Annotated in this window: 17 protein-coding genes; 6 read left to right on the plus strand and 11 right to left on the minus strand. The window is 72.7% G+C overall.

Translation table 11 applies throughout. The annotated features are described in order from the left end of the window. The first annotated feature begins 98 nt into the window (after nt 1–98). Nucleotides 99–986 (plus strand): DMT family transporter, encoded by an 888-nt coding sequence (locus tag VGO20_RS25450; protein WP_327505210.1) that lies wholly within the window; start codon nt 99–101, stop codon nt 984–986. On the opposite strand, the gene VGO20_RS25455 is transcribed toward VGO20_RS25450, so the two are convergent. The 3 genes from VGO20_RS25455 to VGO20_RS25465 form a co-directional block, all read right to left on the minus strand. Then, complete coding sequence (locus VGO20_RS25455) at nt 976–1,560, minus strand: ActR/PrrA/RegA family redox response regulator transcription factor (RefSeq protein ID WP_327505211.1); 585 nt, start codon at nt 1,558–1,560, stop codon at nt 976–978. The two genes, VGO20_RS25450 and VGO20_RS25455, sit on opposite strands and share 11 nt — an antisense overlap. 13 nt (nt 1,561–1,573) lie before the next feature. After that, the gene (locus VGO20_RS25460; RefSeq protein ID WP_327505212.1) at nt 1,574–2,920 is read right to left on the minus strand and encodes an ActS/PrrB/RegB family redox-sensitive histidine kinase; all 1,347 of its coding nucleotides are present in this window, start codon (nt 2,918–2,920) and stop codon (nt 1,574–1,576) included. 88 nt (nt 2,921–3,008) lie between these two features. Further along, nucleotides 3,009–4,268 carry an MFS transporter gene (locus tag VGO20_RS25465; RefSeq protein WP_327505213.1) on the minus strand — a complete coding sequence of 420 codons (1,260 nt, stop codon included), beginning with the start codon at nt 4,266–4,268 and terminating at the stop codon, nt 3,009–3,011. A 220-nt stretch (nt 4,269–4,488) separates the two neighbouring features. Between VGO20_RS25465 and VGO20_RS25470 the strand changes: the two genes are divergently transcribed. Both VGO20_RS25470 and VGO20_RS25475 read left to right on the plus strand, forming a co-directional pair. Further along, nucleotides 4,489–5,265: an ABC transporter ATP-binding protein gene (locus tag VGO20_RS25470; RefSeq protein WP_327505214.1), complete on the plus strand. Its 777-nt coding sequence runs from the start codon at nt 4,489–4,491 to the stop codon at nt 5,263–5,265. Next, a complete protein-coding gene (locus tag VGO20_RS25475) occupies nt 5,252–6,094 on the plus strand; it encodes an ABC transporter permease (protein WP_327505215.1) in 843 nt (280 codons plus the stop codon). The genes VGO20_RS25470 and VGO20_RS25475 overlap by 14 nt, the downstream gene beginning before the upstream one ends. Before the next feature lie 3 nt (nt 6,095–6,097). Here the strand turns inward: VGO20_RS25475 and VGO20_RS25480 are convergent, their stop codons facing one another. Beyond that, nucleotides 6,098–6,364 (minus strand): TfoX/Sxy family DNA transformation protein, encoded by a 267-nt coding sequence (locus VGO20_RS25480; RefSeq protein WP_327505216.1) that lies wholly within the window; start codon nt 6,362–6,364, stop codon nt 6,098–6,100. A 66-nt stretch (nt 6,365–6,430) separates the two neighbouring features. On the opposite strand from VGO20_RS25480, the gene VGO20_RS25485 reads away from it, so the two are divergent. Continuing rightward, entirely contained in the window at nt 6,431–7,204 is a 774-nt protein-coding gene (locus VGO20_RS25485; RefSeq protein ID WP_327505217.1) for an alpha/beta fold hydrolase, read from the plus strand. Between the two features lies 1 nt (nt 7,205). On the opposite strand, the gene VGO20_RS25490 is transcribed toward VGO20_RS25485, so the two are convergent. Together VGO20_RS25490 and VGO20_RS25495 are read right to left on the minus strand one after the other, a co-directional pair. After that, nucleotides 7,206–8,081: a MurR/RpiR family transcriptional regulator gene (locus VGO20_RS25490; protein WP_327505218.1), complete on the minus strand. Its 876-nt coding sequence runs from the start codon at nt 8,079–8,081 to the stop codon at nt 7,206–7,208. 40 nt (nt 8,082–8,121) lie between these two features. Then, nucleotides 8,122–10,308: an MHYT domain-containing protein gene (locus VGO20_RS25495; RefSeq protein WP_327505219.1), complete on the minus strand. Its 2,187-nt coding sequence runs from the start codon at nt 10,306–10,308 to the stop codon at nt 8,122–8,124. 322 nt (nt 10,309–10,630) lie between these two features. Here VGO20_RS25495 and VGO20_RS25500 point away from each other — a divergent pair, with 322 nt between their 5' ends. Both VGO20_RS25500 and VGO20_RS25505 read left to right on the plus strand, forming a co-directional pair. Beyond that, nucleotides 10,631–11,374, plus strand: coding sequence for an SDR family NAD(P)-dependent oxidoreductase (locus VGO20_RS25500; RefSeq protein ID WP_327505220.1), 744 nt, complete (start codon nt 10,631–10,633; stop codon nt 11,372–11,374). Then, on the plus strand, nt 11,371–11,790 hold the full coding sequence (locus VGO20_RS25505) for a nuclear transport factor 2 family protein (RefSeq protein ID WP_327505221.1): 420 nt from the start codon (nt 11,371–11,373) through the stop codon (nt 11,788–11,790). The genes VGO20_RS25500 and VGO20_RS25505 overlap by 4 nt, the downstream gene beginning before the upstream one ends. On the opposite strand, the gene VGO20_RS25510 is transcribed toward VGO20_RS25505, so the two are convergent. From VGO20_RS25510 to VGO20_RS25530, 5 genes are all read right to left on the minus strand, one after another. Further along, nucleotides 11,756–12,244 carry a DUF3833 domain-containing protein gene (locus VGO20_RS25510; RefSeq protein ID WP_327505222.1) on the minus strand — a complete coding sequence of 163 codons (489 nt, stop codon included), beginning with the start codon at nt 12,242–12,244 and terminating at the stop codon, nt 11,756–11,758. The two genes, VGO20_RS25505 and VGO20_RS25510, sit on opposite strands and share 35 nt — an antisense overlap. Nucleotides 12,245–12,264: 20 nt before the next feature. Next, nucleotides 12,265–12,417 (minus strand): hypothetical protein, encoded by a 153-nt coding sequence (locus VGO20_RS25515; RefSeq protein ID WP_327505223.1) that lies wholly within the window; start codon nt 12,415–12,417, stop codon nt 12,265–12,267. Continuing rightward, entirely contained in the window at nt 12,414–13,649 is a 1,236-nt protein-coding gene (locus tag VGO20_RS25520) for a cyclopropane-fatty-acyl-phospholipid synthase family protein (protein WP_327505224.1), read from the minus strand. Before VGO20_RS25520 ends, VGO20_RS25515 begins: the two co-directional genes overlap by 4 nt. Continuing rightward, nucleotides 13,646–14,461, minus strand: coding sequence for a DUF1365 domain-containing protein (locus tag VGO20_RS25525; RefSeq protein ID WP_327505225.1), 816 nt, complete (start codon nt 14,459–14,461; stop codon nt 13,646–13,648). The genes VGO20_RS25520 and VGO20_RS25525 overlap by 4 nt, the downstream gene beginning before the upstream one ends. Further along, nucleotides 14,458–15,594, minus strand: a 1,137-nt coding sequence (locus VGO20_RS25530) for an NAD(P)/FAD-dependent oxidoreductase (RefSeq protein ID WP_327505226.1), incomplete at its 5' end; no start/stop codon positions are given. The genes VGO20_RS25525 and VGO20_RS25530, both read right to left, overlap by 4 nt.

Here is a 15,594-nt window from a genome sequence, read left to right on the forward strand (position 1 = left end):
GAGGGGACGAGGTACCTTGCTCGACCCGCTTTCCCACTCGACCGTCGCGCCGACCCGAGCGATGCTCGCGCCGGATCGAACCGCGGGGAAGACTGCCGGTGACACCGTTGCTGCTGCTGATCCTGCTCGGCTTCAACGGCGCCGTCTATCTCGTCTTGGGGCGGATCGCCGTGACCGGCGGCGCGAACGGGTTGCTCCTGGCGCTGTGCCAGGCCGCGGCCGGTGCGGCCGTGCTCTGGCCCGCCTGCGCGATGCGCGGGGAACGCCTCGGCGTCGATGCCCGCACCCTTGGCTTCTATGCCGGCGGCGCCTTGATCGGCATCGTGCTGCCGGCCGTCGCGGCCTTCGCCGCCCTGCCGCATGTCGGCGCCGGGCTGATGGCGACGACGATCGCCACCAGCCCCGTCTTCACGACCCTGATCGCCCATGCGGCCGGGGTCGAACGGTTCGGGCTGCGCCGCGGCATCGGCGTCGCCTGCACCTTCGCCGGAGCGGTGCTGATCGTCGGCGGGCCCGAAGCGGACGGACAGCGCGACCCGTTCTGGCTCGCGGTCGGATTGCTCGCGCCATTCTTCCTCGCTTGCGGCAACGTCTTCCGCACGCGGTTCTGGCCGCGGGGCCACAGCGCCTTCCAGGTCGGCGCGGGCATCGGCCTCGCCGGCGTGATCGTGGCGACGCCACTGGCTCTCGCTTCGGGCGCCGTCGCGGCCGTCGCCGGGCTCGGCCTCGCGCCCGGCATGGCACTCGCGGGCTTCATTGCCGTGAACGGATTGAACGCGCTGCCCTACTACCGGCTCCAGCAGATCGCCGGGCCGGTCTATCTGAGCCTGCTGGGCCACGTCGTGGCGGTGTTCGGCGTCCTGCTCGGCGCCCTTGCCCTAGGCGAGCGCTACGGCCCCTGGGAACTGGCCGGCGTGGCGCTGGTGCTGGCCGGCGTCGCCGCCGTCACCCGCCGGCCCGGCGCGCGGAAGCCGCTCACCCCCTAGGGGCATGCTTGTTCAAGATCCGCTGCAGGGTGCGGCGATGCATCTTCAGGCGGCGCGCCGTCTCCGACACGTTGCGGTCGCACTGCTCGAAGACGCGCTGGATATGCTCCCAACGGACCCGGTCCGCGGACATCGGGTTCTCCGGCGGCGGCGGCAGGGGGCGTCCGTCGGCCAGCAGCGCGGCCTCGACCGCATCGGCATCGGCCGGCTTCGGCAGGTAGTCGACCGCCCCCGCCTTCACCGCGGCGACGGCGGTCGCGATGTTGCCGTAGCCGGTCAGCACGACGATGCGGGCATCGGGGCGCGCATCGCGCAGCGCCGCCACGACGTCGAGGCCGCTGCCGTCGCCGAGGCGCAGGTCGACGACCGCGAAGGACGGGGCCGCCTCGTGCGCGATCTCGATACCCGCGGCGACGCTGTCGACGGCGACCACGTCGAAGCCTCGCTTCTCCATCGCGCGGGCCAGCCGGTTGCGGAACGGTGCGTCGTCGTCGACGACCAGCAGGCTGCGGGACGCGTCGCCGGTGAAGGTCAGCTTGACGCCGTCGCCGTTCTGGGAGCTGTCGGAGGTCATGGCCGTCCCCGTATCAGGCTTTCGCATCGAATATCGGCGGTTGCCAACGTACGACAACGCTCGCACCGCCGCTACGGCTATTGGTGAAGCTCACCTCCGCGCCCGTGCGCTCGAGCAGCGTCTCGGCGATGAAGATGCCGAGCCCCATATGCCCGCGCCCCTCGGCGCGCGAGGATATGTAGGGTTCGCCGATGCGTGCGAGCAGCCCGGGCGGGAACCCCGGCCCGTCGTCGGTGACGCTCACGGTCAGCCGGTCCTGGTCCCATTCCATGCGCACCACCACCTGCGTATGGGCGAACTGCATCGCGTTCTGCACGAGGTTGCCGAGGCCGTGGATGATCTCGGGACTGCGCCGGACCATGGGAAGCGACGACACTTCCGCTCCGCCGGCGGGGTGGCCGGCGGGGTGGCCGGCGGGGTGGCGCGAGGCGTGCTCCTCGATCCGCAGCTCGACATGGGGCAGCTTGTGCGGCGCCGCGGCAGCCTCGATCAGGGCGCGCAGCGGCAGCCGGTCGTAAGGCTCGCCACCCTCGGCCTCGGGCTTGCGCGACAGATCGGCCAGGATGTCGCGGCAGCGTACGGCTTGGCTCTGCAGGAGGGCGATGTCCTCGGCCAGCGGGTCGTCGGGCGGCACCTCGCGCGCCAGTTCCTTGGCGACCAGGCTGATCGTGCCCAGCGGCGTGCCGAGCTCGTGCGCGGCGGCCGCGGCCAGCGCGCCCAGCGCCGACAGCTTCTGCTCGCGCGCGAGCGCCATCTGGCTGGCGGACAGCGCGTCCGAGATCCGCCGCGCCTCCTGCGCGACGCTCCAGACATAACCGGTGATGAAGATCGCCGAGATCGTGAGCGCCAGCCAGGTGCCGAGCGAGAACAGCGGCGGCAGCGTCAGCGGCCCGCCCGGCCAGGGCAGCGGGAAGCGCCACAGGGCGAGCGCCGTGAGGCAGGCGAGCGCCAGCAGCGTGAGGCCGGCGACGGCGTTGCGCGACAGGATCGTCGCCGCGACCGTGAGCGGCGCCAGGATCAGGACGGCGAACGGGTTGTGGAGCCCGCCCGTGAGATAGAGCAGCAGCGAGAGCTGGAGCAGGTCGTAGCCGAGATAGAGCGCCGCATCCCGGTCGGCGAGGCGCGGCCGCGCCTTGCGTTGCGCGAGCGCCGCCAGGTTCAGCAGCACCGACGCGCCGATCGCCGCCAGCACCGGGCCGAGCGGCAGCGCCACGCCGAGGCCGAACTGCACCACGAGGACCGCGGTGAGCTGGCCTGCGATCGCGATCCAGCGGATCAGGATCAGCGTGCGCAACGTGACGCGCCCGTCGATCGCGGCCCCCGGGCGAAGGCTGCGCTCGGCGGTGTCGGCGTCGGTCATGGCGGGGCGGCTCCGGCGGATGCAGGCAGGCGGACGCCGGCTTGTAGCGCGAAGCGGCCCGCCGCGTCCAGGAGCGGCGGGCCGCGCCTCAGGCCGGCACCCGGCCGTTGCCCGCGCCGCGCCGGTCGCCCAGCGGCAGCACGAGGACGCCCGCGACCGCCGCCAGCGCGGTCGAGGATATCCAGACCCAGGCGTAGCCGTCGGTCATCTGGAACAGTACGCCCGCCCCGTACGCGGCAGCCGCCGCGCCGACCGCGTGGCCCGCCGAGATCAGTCCCATCGCGAGGCCCATCGCCCGCGTCCCCAGATGGGTGGCGACGAGGCTCGCCGTCACCGGCACCGTGGCGTAGTCGAACAGACCGAAGACGACGGCGAACAGGTACAGCAGCGAGACGTCCGACCCGATGTTCATCAGGAGCACGAAGCTGGCCGCCCGCAGCAGGTAGATGGCGCCCAGCAGCAGCGGCCGGTCCATGCGGTCCGCCAGCCAGCCGGCCAGGATCATGCCGCAGAGATTGACGGCCGAAAGCACGCCGAAGGCGGTCGCCCCGGTCACCGGCGCGAAACCGCAGAACGACGCGTAGGGCAGGAAATGCACCTCGATGACCCCCGCCGTCGTGAAGCCGCACAGCGTGAAGCTCCAGAACAGGGCGTGGAAGACCGGGCTCCTCGCCAGCGCGCGGAGCTGCGTGCCGACGCCGACCGCGTCGGAAACCCTCGGCGCCGAGGCGCCGGCGGCCCTGGTCCGGCCGTTGCGCATCGTCGCGAGGAGGAGGCCCAGGACCATGGCGGCGACGCCGACGGAAGCGAGGCTGAAGCGCCACCCCGCCGCCTGCAGGACGAGGCCGAGGAACGGGATCACGAGGAGCTGGCCCGCCGACGCGCCCGAGGTGGCGATGCCCGTCGCGAGCCCGCGCCTGGTCCCCGCCCCCGGTGCCACGGCCGTTGCCGCCACGTGCATCGCGACGACGCCGAAACCGATCGCGGAGACCCCGACCCAGGAGGCGGCGACCAGCAGGGGGGCGGACGACACCGAGGCCAGCAGCAGACCGGCCCCCACGACGACGAGGCCGGCCGCCAGCAGCGTGACCGCGCCGAACCGGTCGGCCAGATGGCCCGCCGCCGGGGCCAGGAACGCCATGACGATCAGCATCGAGGCGCCGACCGCCGAGCCGAACTCGCGCGAGACCGAAAGGTCCGCCTCCCAGAACGGCATCACGAGGCCGAGCGTCGAGCGCGCCGAGAAGGACACCGCCAGGGCGAGGAAGCAGAAGAAGACGAGGACCCAGTCCGGCGTCGCCGCCTCGGCACCCACCGCCGGACCGGTACGAGTTCCGCCCACTCCCATGACCCCTGCCTCCGCTTTTCGTCCCAGTACGACGGACGACTTTCCGGCCACAGGCGCAACGGGTGCAAATCAGTTTTTCTGCGCACTCGCGTTAGCTGGACTGATGCCAGAATGCATTCTGTAACAAAATTGCGCCAAACCGGAAAACCCGATCCCAGGGATGGCGGGCATGCGGCCGGCCCCCCTGGCGGCGCGGCGCGGGAGCGCTCATATTCGCGCCATGACCAGCAAAGAGCCTTCGGATACGGGTCCGGCGATCGAAGTCGCGGACCTGACCAAGACCTTCGGCCCGACGGTCGCGGTCGACCACCTCTCCTTCCAGGTCCGCGGCGGCGCCATCTGCGGCCTGCTCGGCGGGAACGGCGCCGGCAAGACGACCACGATCTCCATGCTGCTCGGACTGCTGCTGCCGTCCTCGGGTTCCGTGCGCGTGCTCGGCCAGGACATGCTGCGCCACCGCCACCGCGTGCTGCCGCACATGAACTTCTCCTCGCCCTATGTCGATCTCCCGCACCGGCTGACGGTCCGCGAGAACCTGGCGGTCTACGCCCGGCTCTACGGGCTGCGCCAGGTCGGGGCGCGCATCGCCGAACTCGCCCATGCCCTGGACGTCGAGCGGCTGCTGGACCGGGAGACGGGCAAGCTCTCGGCCGGGCAGAAGACGCGGGTGGCGCTCGCCAAGGCGCTGCTCAACGCGCCGAAGGTGCTGCTGCTCGACGAGCCGACAGCCAGCCTCGACCCCGACACGGCCGACTGGATCCGGACGTATCTCGAGGATTACCGCCGGGAGACCGGCGCCACGATCCTGCTGGCCAGCCACAACATGCTCGAGGTCGAGCGGCTGTGCTCGGACGTGCTGATGATGCGGACGGGCCGGATCGTCGACCGCGGCACGCCGGAGGAACTGCTCTCGCGCTACGGCCGGGAGAGCCTGGAGGAGGTGTTCCTCGACATCGCGCGCGAGCGCCGCAAGGGAGTGGCCGATGCAGCGGAGTGAGCTTGCCGCCCATGCCGGCCGGGCGGTGCGGACCGGGTTCTCGCCGGGGCGCATCGGCGCGATGGTGCTGCGCTACTGGTACCTGCTGCGCGGCTCCTGGCCGCGCCTGCTCGAACTCGCCTACTGGCCGACGATGCAGATGGTCCTGTGGGGCTTCATCAGCCAGTTCCTGGCCGGAAACAGCGACTGGGTCGCCCAGGGTGCCGGCGTGCTGATCGCGGCGGTGCTGCTTTGGGACGTGCTGTTCCGCGGCCAGCTCGGCGTCTCGATCTGCTTCCTGGAGGAGATGTGGTCGCGCAATCTCGGCCACCTGTTCGTGAGCCCGCTCAAGCCGTCGGAATGGGTGGTCTCGCTGATGACGATGAGCCTGATCCGGACCGTGATCGGCATCCTGCCGGCGGCCCTGCTGGCGGTGCCGGTGTTCGGCTTCTCGGTGTTCGGGCTCGGCCCGATGCTGGCGCTGTTCTTCGCCAACCTGATCGTGATGGGCTGGTGGCTCGGGCTGCTGGTCGTGGCGCTGATCCTGCGCCACGGCCTGGGGGCGGAGAGCCTGGCCTGGGTCGCGGTGTTCCTGCTCGCCCCGATCAGCGCGATCTACTACCCGGTCGAGGTCCTGCCGGACTGGCTGCAATGGGTCGCCTGGTTCCTGCCTTCGGCCCATGTCTTCGAGGGCATGCGCGCGGTGATGTTCGGCAACGCGATCCTGTGGGACCGGCTGGCCTGGGCGGTCGGGCTGAACGCCGTCTACATGGCCGCCTCGGTCGCGGTCTTCATGCATTTCTTCGACGTCGCGCGCCGGCGGGGCGCGCTGCTCCAGACCGGCGAGTGACGCCTACGAGGGCTCTGCCGCCTCGCGCTCGAGCCGCGCCCTGGTCGCGGCGTCGAGCGCGGTCCAGGCGACGCCCTCAAGCGCGCCGTGCAGCGCCCACAGCGCGTTGAGGCTGGTCTCGCGGGGAAAGGCGTGGCGCAGCCGCGCATAGGCCGCCACGGCGCCGAGCGCGCGCAAATCGGCCTCGCAGGAGACGCCCACCTCGGCGAGGCGGCGCGCGGTCGCGGGTCCGAGATTGGGTAGCAGGTGCAGGGGCCGGCCGGTTGACATGGCGCCAATCCTAATGCATGGCACTTGGCGGGGCCATCATGCGCATCCCGACGGAGGTTCGACCCCTTGATCCTGGAACTCGCACATACCGAGACCGGCGCCGGTGCGCCCCTGGTCGTGCTGCACGGGCTGTTCGGCTCGGCCCGGAACTGGGCGATGATCGCCCGCAGCCTGGGCGACGCGCACCGCGTGCTGGCGCTCGACCTCAGGAACCACGGCAACTCGCCCTGGTCCGAGCGCATGGACTACCCGGCCATGGCCGGAGACGTCGCCGGCTTCATCGAGCGCCACGGGATCGGCCCCTGCCCCGTCCTCGGGCACAGCATGGGCGGCAAGGTGGCGATGTGGCTGGCGCTGCAGCGCCCCGACCTGGTCTCGGCCGTGATCCCGGCCGACGTCGCGCCGGTGCCCTACGACAGCACGCTGCTGGCCTATGTGCATGCGATGCGGGCGGTCGAGCTCGACCGCTACCGGCGCCGCGCCGAAGTGGAGGCGGCGCTGGCCGGCACGATCCCGGAGGCGGGCATACGCTCCTTCCTGATGCAGAACCTCGTCGCGGAAGGCGGCGAGCTGCGCTGGCGCATCAATCTCGAGGCGATCGAGCGGAGCTTCGACCTGATCACCGGCTTTCCCGAGACCGACCTCGACTACGGCGGGCCGGCGCTGTTCCTGGACGGCGACCGGTCCGCCTATATCCGCCCCGAGCACGAGCCCGCGATCCGGCGCCTGTTCCCGCGCGCACGGATCGAGACGATCCGGGATGCCGGCCACTGGCTGCATGCCGAGCAGCCGGAACAGGTGCTGCGGGCGCTCACGCGTTTCCTAGGCGAGATCGCCTGAGCTATTCCGGTTCGGGCAGCGAGCCGCCCCAGCCGGAGCGCAGCTCCTCCAGTTCGCGCAGCCGCTCGGCGGAGCGGGGACCGAGGCGGTCGGAGACGGCGGCGATCAGCGCCTCGGCGACGACCAGCAGCCCCGCCAGCGAATCCCAGCCGTGGCGCGTCGCGGTATGGGACAGGACCACGTGTTCGGCCACCGCGGCGATCGGGGAGTTCCATTCGTCCGTGAACAGCACGACCCGCGCGCCGCGCGCGACCGCCCGCTCGGCGAAGCTGCGCACGTCGGGCTGGTAGCGGCGGACGTCGAACACGAGCACGGCGTCGCGGCGGCCGACCGACAGCAGCATGTCCGGCCAGGTCGCGCCGTGGCCGGAGACCTCGTGCACGCCGGCACGCACGGCGCGCAGATGCGCGGCCATGTAGCCGGCGAGATGGCCGGTGAAGCGGCCGCCCAGGAAATGGACGCGGTGCCGCTCGTCGCACAGCAGGCCGACGATGCGGTCGAACGCCGCGCTCGGCAGGTGCTCGACCGTGCCGCGGAGGTTGTCGACGACGCGCTCGGCGAACAGGGGGAGGAAATCGCGTGCCTCCCCCTCGCGCGGATGGCTCTCGCGCAGCCGGCCGAGCGGGGATTCGAGCCGGGCGGCGAGTTCCTCGCGCAGGCCCTCCTGGAACTCCGGATACCCGGAGAAACCGAGCTTGCCGAGCAGGCGCAGGATCGAGGGGGCGCTGACGCCCGCCCGGCGCGCGAACTGCGTCACGCTTTCCAGCCCCGCCATCGGGTAATGGCCGAGCAACGTCGCCGCGGCGCGGCGCTCGGTCGGCGTCAGCCGGTCGAGGCTCGCCCGAAGGCGTTCGGCGATCGATGCCTCGCGGGCCATTGTCCCCTCCTGGAACGGTCTCCCCGCGCCTTCGGCGCGGTCACTGCGCCGCGACGACGCTGTCGGCGGCGGACGGGCACGGGCCGAAGCGGCCGGCGTCGATCGTCACGCGGACCCGGGTTCCCGCCCCCTCCACCCGCTCCGGCTCGCCGCCGAGCTGGCGTGCCAGCGACCGGATGAGCTGGTGGCCCAGGCTCCTGCGGCCGGGCCCGGCGGGAGCGGCCGCGGGGGTGTCGCCCACGCCGTCGTCCGCCACCTCGAACACGACCTTGGGCCCGGCCCGGCGCAACGCGACCACGACCCGCCCCGGCCGCCCGTCCGGGAAGGCGTGCTTGAGCGCGTTGGTGACCAGCTCGTTCGCGAGCAGCCCCAGCGGCAGCGCCGTGTCGAGATCACACTCGATGGGTTCGACCTCGAGCCGGACCTCGACGTCGCCCGTGCCGTGGTGGATTTCGGCCAGCGTGCGGGCGAGGTCGCCGAGATAGCCGGGCAGGTCCACCCGGCCGAACTCGCCGGACCGGTAGAGCTGCTCGTGCAGCTGGGCCAGCGTCGAGATGCGCTGCGCCAGCGCCTGCATCCGCCCGGCCCCCTCGTCGTCGAGGCGGTTCGATTCCAGGCGGATCAGCGACAGGACGACCTGGAGGTTGTTGCGCACGCGGTGATGGACCTCGCCCAGGAGTATCTCCTTCTCGGCGAGCGAGCGGCGCAGCAGCATCTCCGCGTGCTTGCGCTCGGTCACGTCCATCAGCATGCCGAGGAAGCGCAGCGCGCGCGCGTGCGCGCCCGGCCCGTCGAACAGCGTGCGCCCGCGCGCCGCGAGCCATCGGGTCTCCCCGTCCGCCAGCAGGAGACGGTACTCGACGTCGAACTCCGCCCGGGTCGCCGGGTCGAGTGCCGCCGCGATGGCGGCCTGCACCGATGGGCCGTCCTCGGGGTGGAGGCGCCGGTCGAGCAGGGGCCCCGGCGGCTGCGCGGCCGCATCGACGTCCAGGAGCGCCAGGGCGCGCGGCGAGGCGGAGAAGCGGCCGGTCTCCAGGTCCCAGTCCCAGGACCCGAGCCTCGCGGCCTCGGTCGCGAGCGTCAGCCTCTCCTCGCCGAGGCGCCGGGCGTCCTCGGCCGCGCGCAGCTCGGTAACGTCGAACAGCACCCCGTCCCAGACGATGGAGCCGTCGGCGTCGCGGTGCGGGTAGGCGGCGCTGCGCACCCAGCGGGCCGAGCCGTCCCGGCCGCGCACCCGCCCTTCGATGTTGTAGGGGCGCATGTCGGCGGCGGACCGCCGGACCGCCTCGGCCCAGCGCTCCCTGTCCTCGGCCAGGATGGCGCCGCGGGCGACGTCGTCGATGCCGACGGGGGTGGACGCGCCGTCGAAGGCATCGCCTACCAGGGACCTCAGCCCTTCGCTGACATAGGGATAGCTGATGCGGCCGTCGGGATGGAGCACCCGGCGGTAGATGACGCCGGCGAAGTTGGCGGCGATGTCGGCGAGGCGCCGCTCGGCCCGCCTTTCGACGCGCCGCTGGTCGAGCTGGGCGGCGACGAGGGCCAGCAGCAGCATCGGCAGGGTGATCGCGAGGACGGCGATGGAGACCATGGCGGGCGGCAGCCCGTGCCGGTGCGGCGCCGGGACGGGTGCGGGCGCGGCGGCGAACTCGGCGGCGGCCATCGCGGTGTAGTGCATGCCGCTGATCGCGATGCCGAGCGCCAGCGAGGCCAGGATGGTCTGGCGCAGCGTCCGCTGCCGCCCGGCGATGATCAGCGCCGCCGACGCGGCGCCGATCGCGATCGCGATCGACAGGGCGACGAGGCCGCGGTCGTAGCGGATGTCGGCCGCCATCTCCATCGCCGCCATGCCGAGATAGTGCATCGCCGCGATGCCGGCCCCGAGCAGGAGCCCGCCGCCGGCCAGGGCGGCCCGGCCGCGCCCCGGACGCATCGCCACGGCCAGGCCGACGCCGGTGAGCAGGATCGGCGTCGCGAGCGAGACGAGGGTGAGGTCGAGGCGGAAATGGACCGGCATCGGCATCCGGAACGCCAGCATGCCGACGAAATGCATGGACCAGATCCCGCCGCCGCCCGCGAACCCGGCCGCCGCCAGCCAGACGCGCCGGGACCAGCCCCGCGCGGCGCCGACCCGGCCGGCAAGGTCGAGAGCCGCGTAGGAGGCGACCACCGCCACCATTATCGACAGGGTCACCAGCGTCGGGTCGTAGGAACCGGTCAGGGTCATCGGGTCTCTGGTCGGCGCAGCCGTCCGGCCATGCTGGCCGGCTGGCATTTAAGCCCCGCAATATCGGGAGGACAAGCTTCCCCTGCGAGCACCGCCGCATGGGCGCCCACAAAATATCACGTCCCGGGACCGTTCGGCGGAATGCCGTCCGTTGCGCGCCCGACGTGATCCGGCGGCGGCCAGGCCGCGTATGCAACGGACAGGTTCGAAGCGACATCCGGAGCTTTCCCATGCGATGCGCCCCCATGCGACATGTCGCAGGCGCCGCCCTCGCCGTGCTCGCGGCCGCGCCGGGCGGCGACCACGTCCCGGGAGGAACGCCATGAGCCCCGTCGCCTGGGTCACCGGGGCCGGAAGCGGCATCGGCGCCGCCGTGGCCCGGCGGCTGGCCGCGCAAGGCTGGCGGGTCGCGATCTCCGCCCGCACCGCGAGCGACCTGGACCTGCTCGCGACCGGCGACGAGTACCTCGTGCCCGTCCCTCTCGACGTGACCGACGCCGCCGCCGTCCACGACGCGGCCGGGCGGATCGAAGCCACCCTGGGCGCGCTGGACTTGGCGGTCTTCAACGCCGGCACCCACCAGCCGATGGGAGCGGCCGACTTCTCGGCGGACACGGCGCGCCGGCTGATGGAGGTCAACTTCATGGGCGTCGTCCATGGGCTGGAGGCCGTGCTGCCGCGCCTGCGCGCGCGCCGGCGCGGCACGGTGGCGGTCGTCGCCTCGGTCGCGGGCTATCGCGGCCTGCCGAGTGCCGCCGCCTACGCCCCGACCAAGGCGGCGCTGATCAGCCTGTGCGAGAGCCTGGAGCCGGAGCTGCGCCGCGAGGGCGTGGCGCTGAAGCTCGTCAATCCCGGCTTCGTGCGCACGCCGCTGACCGACCGGAACGACTTCCCGATGCCGTTCCTGATCCCGGCGGACGAGGCGGCGCGGCGCGTCGTCGACGGGCTGCGCCGGCCGGGCTTCGAGATCGCCTTCCCGCGCCGCTTCGCCTATCTGCTGAAGCTCGGCCGGCTGCTGCCGAACGCCGTTTACCTGAACCTTGCCGGGAGGTTGGCGAAGCGATGAGCCTCGATGCCTATCTGCGCTTCTACGAGGAGCTGTCGCCCGAAACCCTGGACCGCCTGGACGAGGTGGCGGCCGAGACGGTGCGCTTCGTCGATCCGTTCAACGACGTCCGCGGCCGGGCGGCCCTGCGGCGCGTGCTGGAGCACATGCTGGCGACGCTGGAGGAGCCGCGGTTCCGGATCACCCACCGGGCCCGCGACGGCGACGTCGCGTTCGTACGCTGGCGGTTCACCTCGCGCCTGCGCGGCCGGGCCTGGGAGGTCGAAGGCGTGAGCGAACTGCGCCTCGATGCCGGCGGCCTGGTCGTCGAGCATGTCGACCACTGGGACGCCTCGACCCAGTTCTACGCCCGCCTGCCGGTGGTCGGCCCGCTGATCCGCCTCATCCGCCGGCGGCTGTCGGCGGGTCCTTCCTGAAGACGATGGTGACGGTGCCGAGCTGGACGCCGAACTTCGTGACCTCGGCGCGGTTGATCAGCACGTCGTCGGGCTGGAGGAACATCCAGTCGTCGAAGTTCACCCGCAGCGCGCCGTCGCCCATCTTCAGGTCCATGGTGTAGCGCCAGTTCAGCGCATTGCCGTAGGACAGGCCCGCCGCCTCGCCGACGACGTCGTCCGCCTCGCCGCGGTAGACGTGCTCGTCGAGCTTCTCGATCGACCAGACGCGCCGGTCCTTCTCCCCGTCCGAATAGGTGAAGCGCTCGTCGAGGACAAGGCGGCGGCCGTCCCAGGTCCCGTCGATGTCGACGACGAACTGGCGGCGGAGGTTGCCGAAGCGGTCCTCGAACAGGCCGTAGGCGCGCGTGCTGCCGGCGAAATAGTCCTCAAGGCGCAATGCCGGAGTGGACCCGGCGAAATCCTGCGGCTTCATGGTCGAGCATCCCGTGGCGATCAAGACGAGACCGGCTGCGGCGGCCCTGTCAGGCCGAACCCGACCGACCGGGCGTAGAATGCGGGCAGCACCACGACGGCCGGAATGACGGGCATCGCGAACGGGGCCGCCGGCAGCGCGTAGGCCCACAGCCGCAGCGGAGGGCCGGTCACGACGGCCTTTCGAAGCGGTAGAGGCCGACATCGACCGCGCCGGTCCGGAACCCGGCCTCGCAGTAGGCGAGGTAGTATTCCCACAGGCGCTTGAACCGCGCGTCGAAGCCCTGCGCCTCGATCCGCGGCCATGCGGCCTGGAAGCGCCGGTTCCATTCGGCCAGGGTGCGGGCGTAGGAGAGGCCGAAGCGCTCCTGCGCGGCGACGCGCAGCCCGGCCCGCCGCGCATGGCCGCGGACCAGGCCGGCGGTCGGCAGCATGCCGCCGGGAAAGACGTGGCGCTGGATGAAGTCGGCGCCGCGCCGGTAGGCGGCGAAGCGTTCCTCGGCGATGGTGATCGCCTGGATCACCGCGACGCCGCCGGGCTTCAGCCGGTCGTGGAGCACCTGGAAATACGTGGGCCAGTTCCGTTCGCCCACGGCCTCGACCATCTCGATCGAGGCGATGCGGTCGTAGGCGCCGCCGACGTCCCGGTAGTCCTGGAGGCGCAGGTCGGCCCGGCCGCCGAGCCGCCGGCGCGCCCAGTCGAGCTGCTCGCGCGACAAGGTGAGGCCGGTCACCGCGGCCCCGTGCTCCACCACCAGGCGTTCGGCGAGCGCGCCCCAGCCGCAGCCGATCTCCAGGACCGCGTCGCCCGGCCGGGGGTCCAGGAGCGCCGAGACGCGCGCCAGCTTGGCTTCCTGCGCGGCCTCCAGATCCTCCCCGCCCTCGTACAGCGCGCAGGAGTACTGCATCCCGCGGTCCAGCCACAGCCGGTAGAAGTCGTTGCCGAGGTCGTAGTGGAAGGAGACGTTGCGCCGGCTGCCGCGCCGCGTGTTGGCGCGGGCCAGATGCCACAGGCGGCGCAGGGCGAGGACCAGCCGGCTGCCGGCGACGTCGGTGCGGGCCTCGTTGAGGGCCGCGAGCTCCAGGAGCGCCGCGAGGTCCGGGCTGCTCCACCCGCCGTCGACATACGCCTCGGCGAAGCCGACCGCCCCGCCCAGGAACAGCCGGCGGACCGCCGACGCCTCGTGCAGGCACAGCGCCGCCGACGGCCCGGGACGGCGGCCGGAGAACGTCACCCGGCCACCCTGCGGCGTGACCACCGTGACGCGCCCGGCCTCCAGCCCGCCCAGCACGCGCAGGAACGCGCGGGTCCAGCGGTCGGTGCGGCCGGGGGCGGGGATCGGCGCGGGAATCGGCGAGGAGATCGGCGCGGCCAAGCCGAGCAGCGGGGGATCATGGTCGATCATGGCGACTTCACGGTTGAGACGAGGGTGGAAGGCGGCCGCGGCCGGGGGTGGAGGGGCACGCCCTTCAGCCAGAGCCGCAGGGCCTCCCAATGGATGCCGGCGATCACCTTCACGGCCATCAGGGGATGGCGGGCGAGCGCCGACAGCAGCGCGCGGTCGCCCAGCGCGCGGCGCCGCCCGGTGAAGGAGGCGCACAGCAGCGTCCCGGCCTCGTCCGCCTCGTCGATGACGACGGAGATGCGGCCGGCATCCCGGTCGCCATGGTCGGCCTGCTCCAGGCCGGGCGGCGCCAGGACGCGGAAACGGTAGGTCGCCTCCATGCCGATGAAGGGCGACACGTAGAAGCGCTTGGCGCAGGCGTGGCGGACGACGCCGGCCGCGTCCGGCCCGGCCGGAAGCAGGTAGCAGTGGCGTTCGCCGAAGGTGTTGGTGACCTGGTAGAGGATCGCGGCCAGCCGGCCGTCGGGACGGCGGCAGAAATAGACCGTCAGCGGGTTGAACGCGTAGCCGAGGATGCGGGGATAGCACAGCATCTCGACCCGGCCGCCCGCTTCGATGTCCGCGTCGATGCCGGCCTCGGCGAGGGTGGCGCCGATCCATGCTCGCAGGTCCCGGCCGTCGCCCGGCCCGTGGTCGGCGTCGTGGACGGAGAGGAGGTTGAAGCGGTTGTGCGAGAAGAGCCGCAGGCGCCGGCCCAGCGCCGGCAGCTCGTCCAGGTCGACCAGCAGCGAGAAGACGCGGTAGGCCAGCCGGTGCCGCCTCGGCCGCAGCCGCCGGTGCATCACGACCCCCTCGTAGAGAGCCGACCTCATGCGGCGACCGCGGCGACGGGACGGGGCGGGGCGCCGAGATGGATGCGGCCGGACTCGTCGCGCACCGTCCACGGCCGGCGCACGCCGCCGAGCCGTTCGGCGACCGCGAGCCCGGCCTGCAGCCCGTCCTCGTGGAAGCCGGCACCGAACCAGGCGCCGCAGAACCAGGTGCCGCGCCGGCCCTGCAGGGACCACAGCTCGCGCCGGGCCAGGGCGGTGGCGGCGTCGAACAGGGGATGGTGGTACACGAACTCGCCCAGCACCGTGTCCGCGCGCGGCTCGCATGCGGGGTTCAGGGTCAGGAACAGCGGGGTCCGGGTGGCGAGCGGCTGCAGGCGGTTCATCCAGTAGCTGACCGAGACGGCGCCACCGTCGGAGTGCCGCGACTTCAGGTAGTTCCAGGCCGACCACACGGCCCGGCGGCGCGGCATCAGCGCCGCGTCGGTGTGCAGGACGGCGATGTTGGGGCGGGTCGCGAAGGCGGAGAGCAGCCGGCGCTCCTCCCCGTCGGCATCCGCGAGCAGCGCCAGCGCCTGCGGCGCGTGGGTCGCGACCACGACGTGGTCGAAGCGCCGGACCTCGCCGCGGGCATCCTCGACCAGGACGCCGTCGCCGGTCCGCCGGACCGCGCGGGCGGCGTTGCCGGTCAGGACCGCCGGGCCGAGGCGGGCGGCCAGGCGGTCGACATAGGCGGCGCTGCCGCCCGCGACCGTGCGCCATTGCGGCCGGCCGGCGAGCTTCAGCAGCCCGTGATTGTCGCAGAAGCGGATGAACTCCGCCGCGTCGTGGCGGCGCATGTCGGCGGCGGGGCTCGACCAGATCGCGGCGGCCATGGGCAGCAGGTGGTCGGCGACGAAGGGCTCGCCGTAGCCATGCGCGTCGAGATAGTCCCCCAGCGTCAGGCCGCCGGCCGGCGGGCCGCGCAGGAAGCCCGGCGCCTCGCGGTAGAAGCGCAGCAGGTCGCGCAGCATCGACCAGAAGCGGGGCCGGACCAGGTTGGATCCCTGGGCGAACAGCGCCGGCAGGCCGCCGCCGCCGTATTCGAAGGCGCCGTCGTCGAGCGAGACGGAGAACGACATCGCGGTCGGGACGGTCGGGACGCCGAGATGGTCGAACAGGGCCGTCAGGTTGGG

The sequence above is a fragment of the Arenibaculum sp. genome (assembly GCF_035998295.1).
In the GTDB taxonomy this organism is placed as follows: Bacteria; Pseudomonadota; Alphaproteobacteria; order Azospirillales; family Azospirillaceae; genus DASYHS01.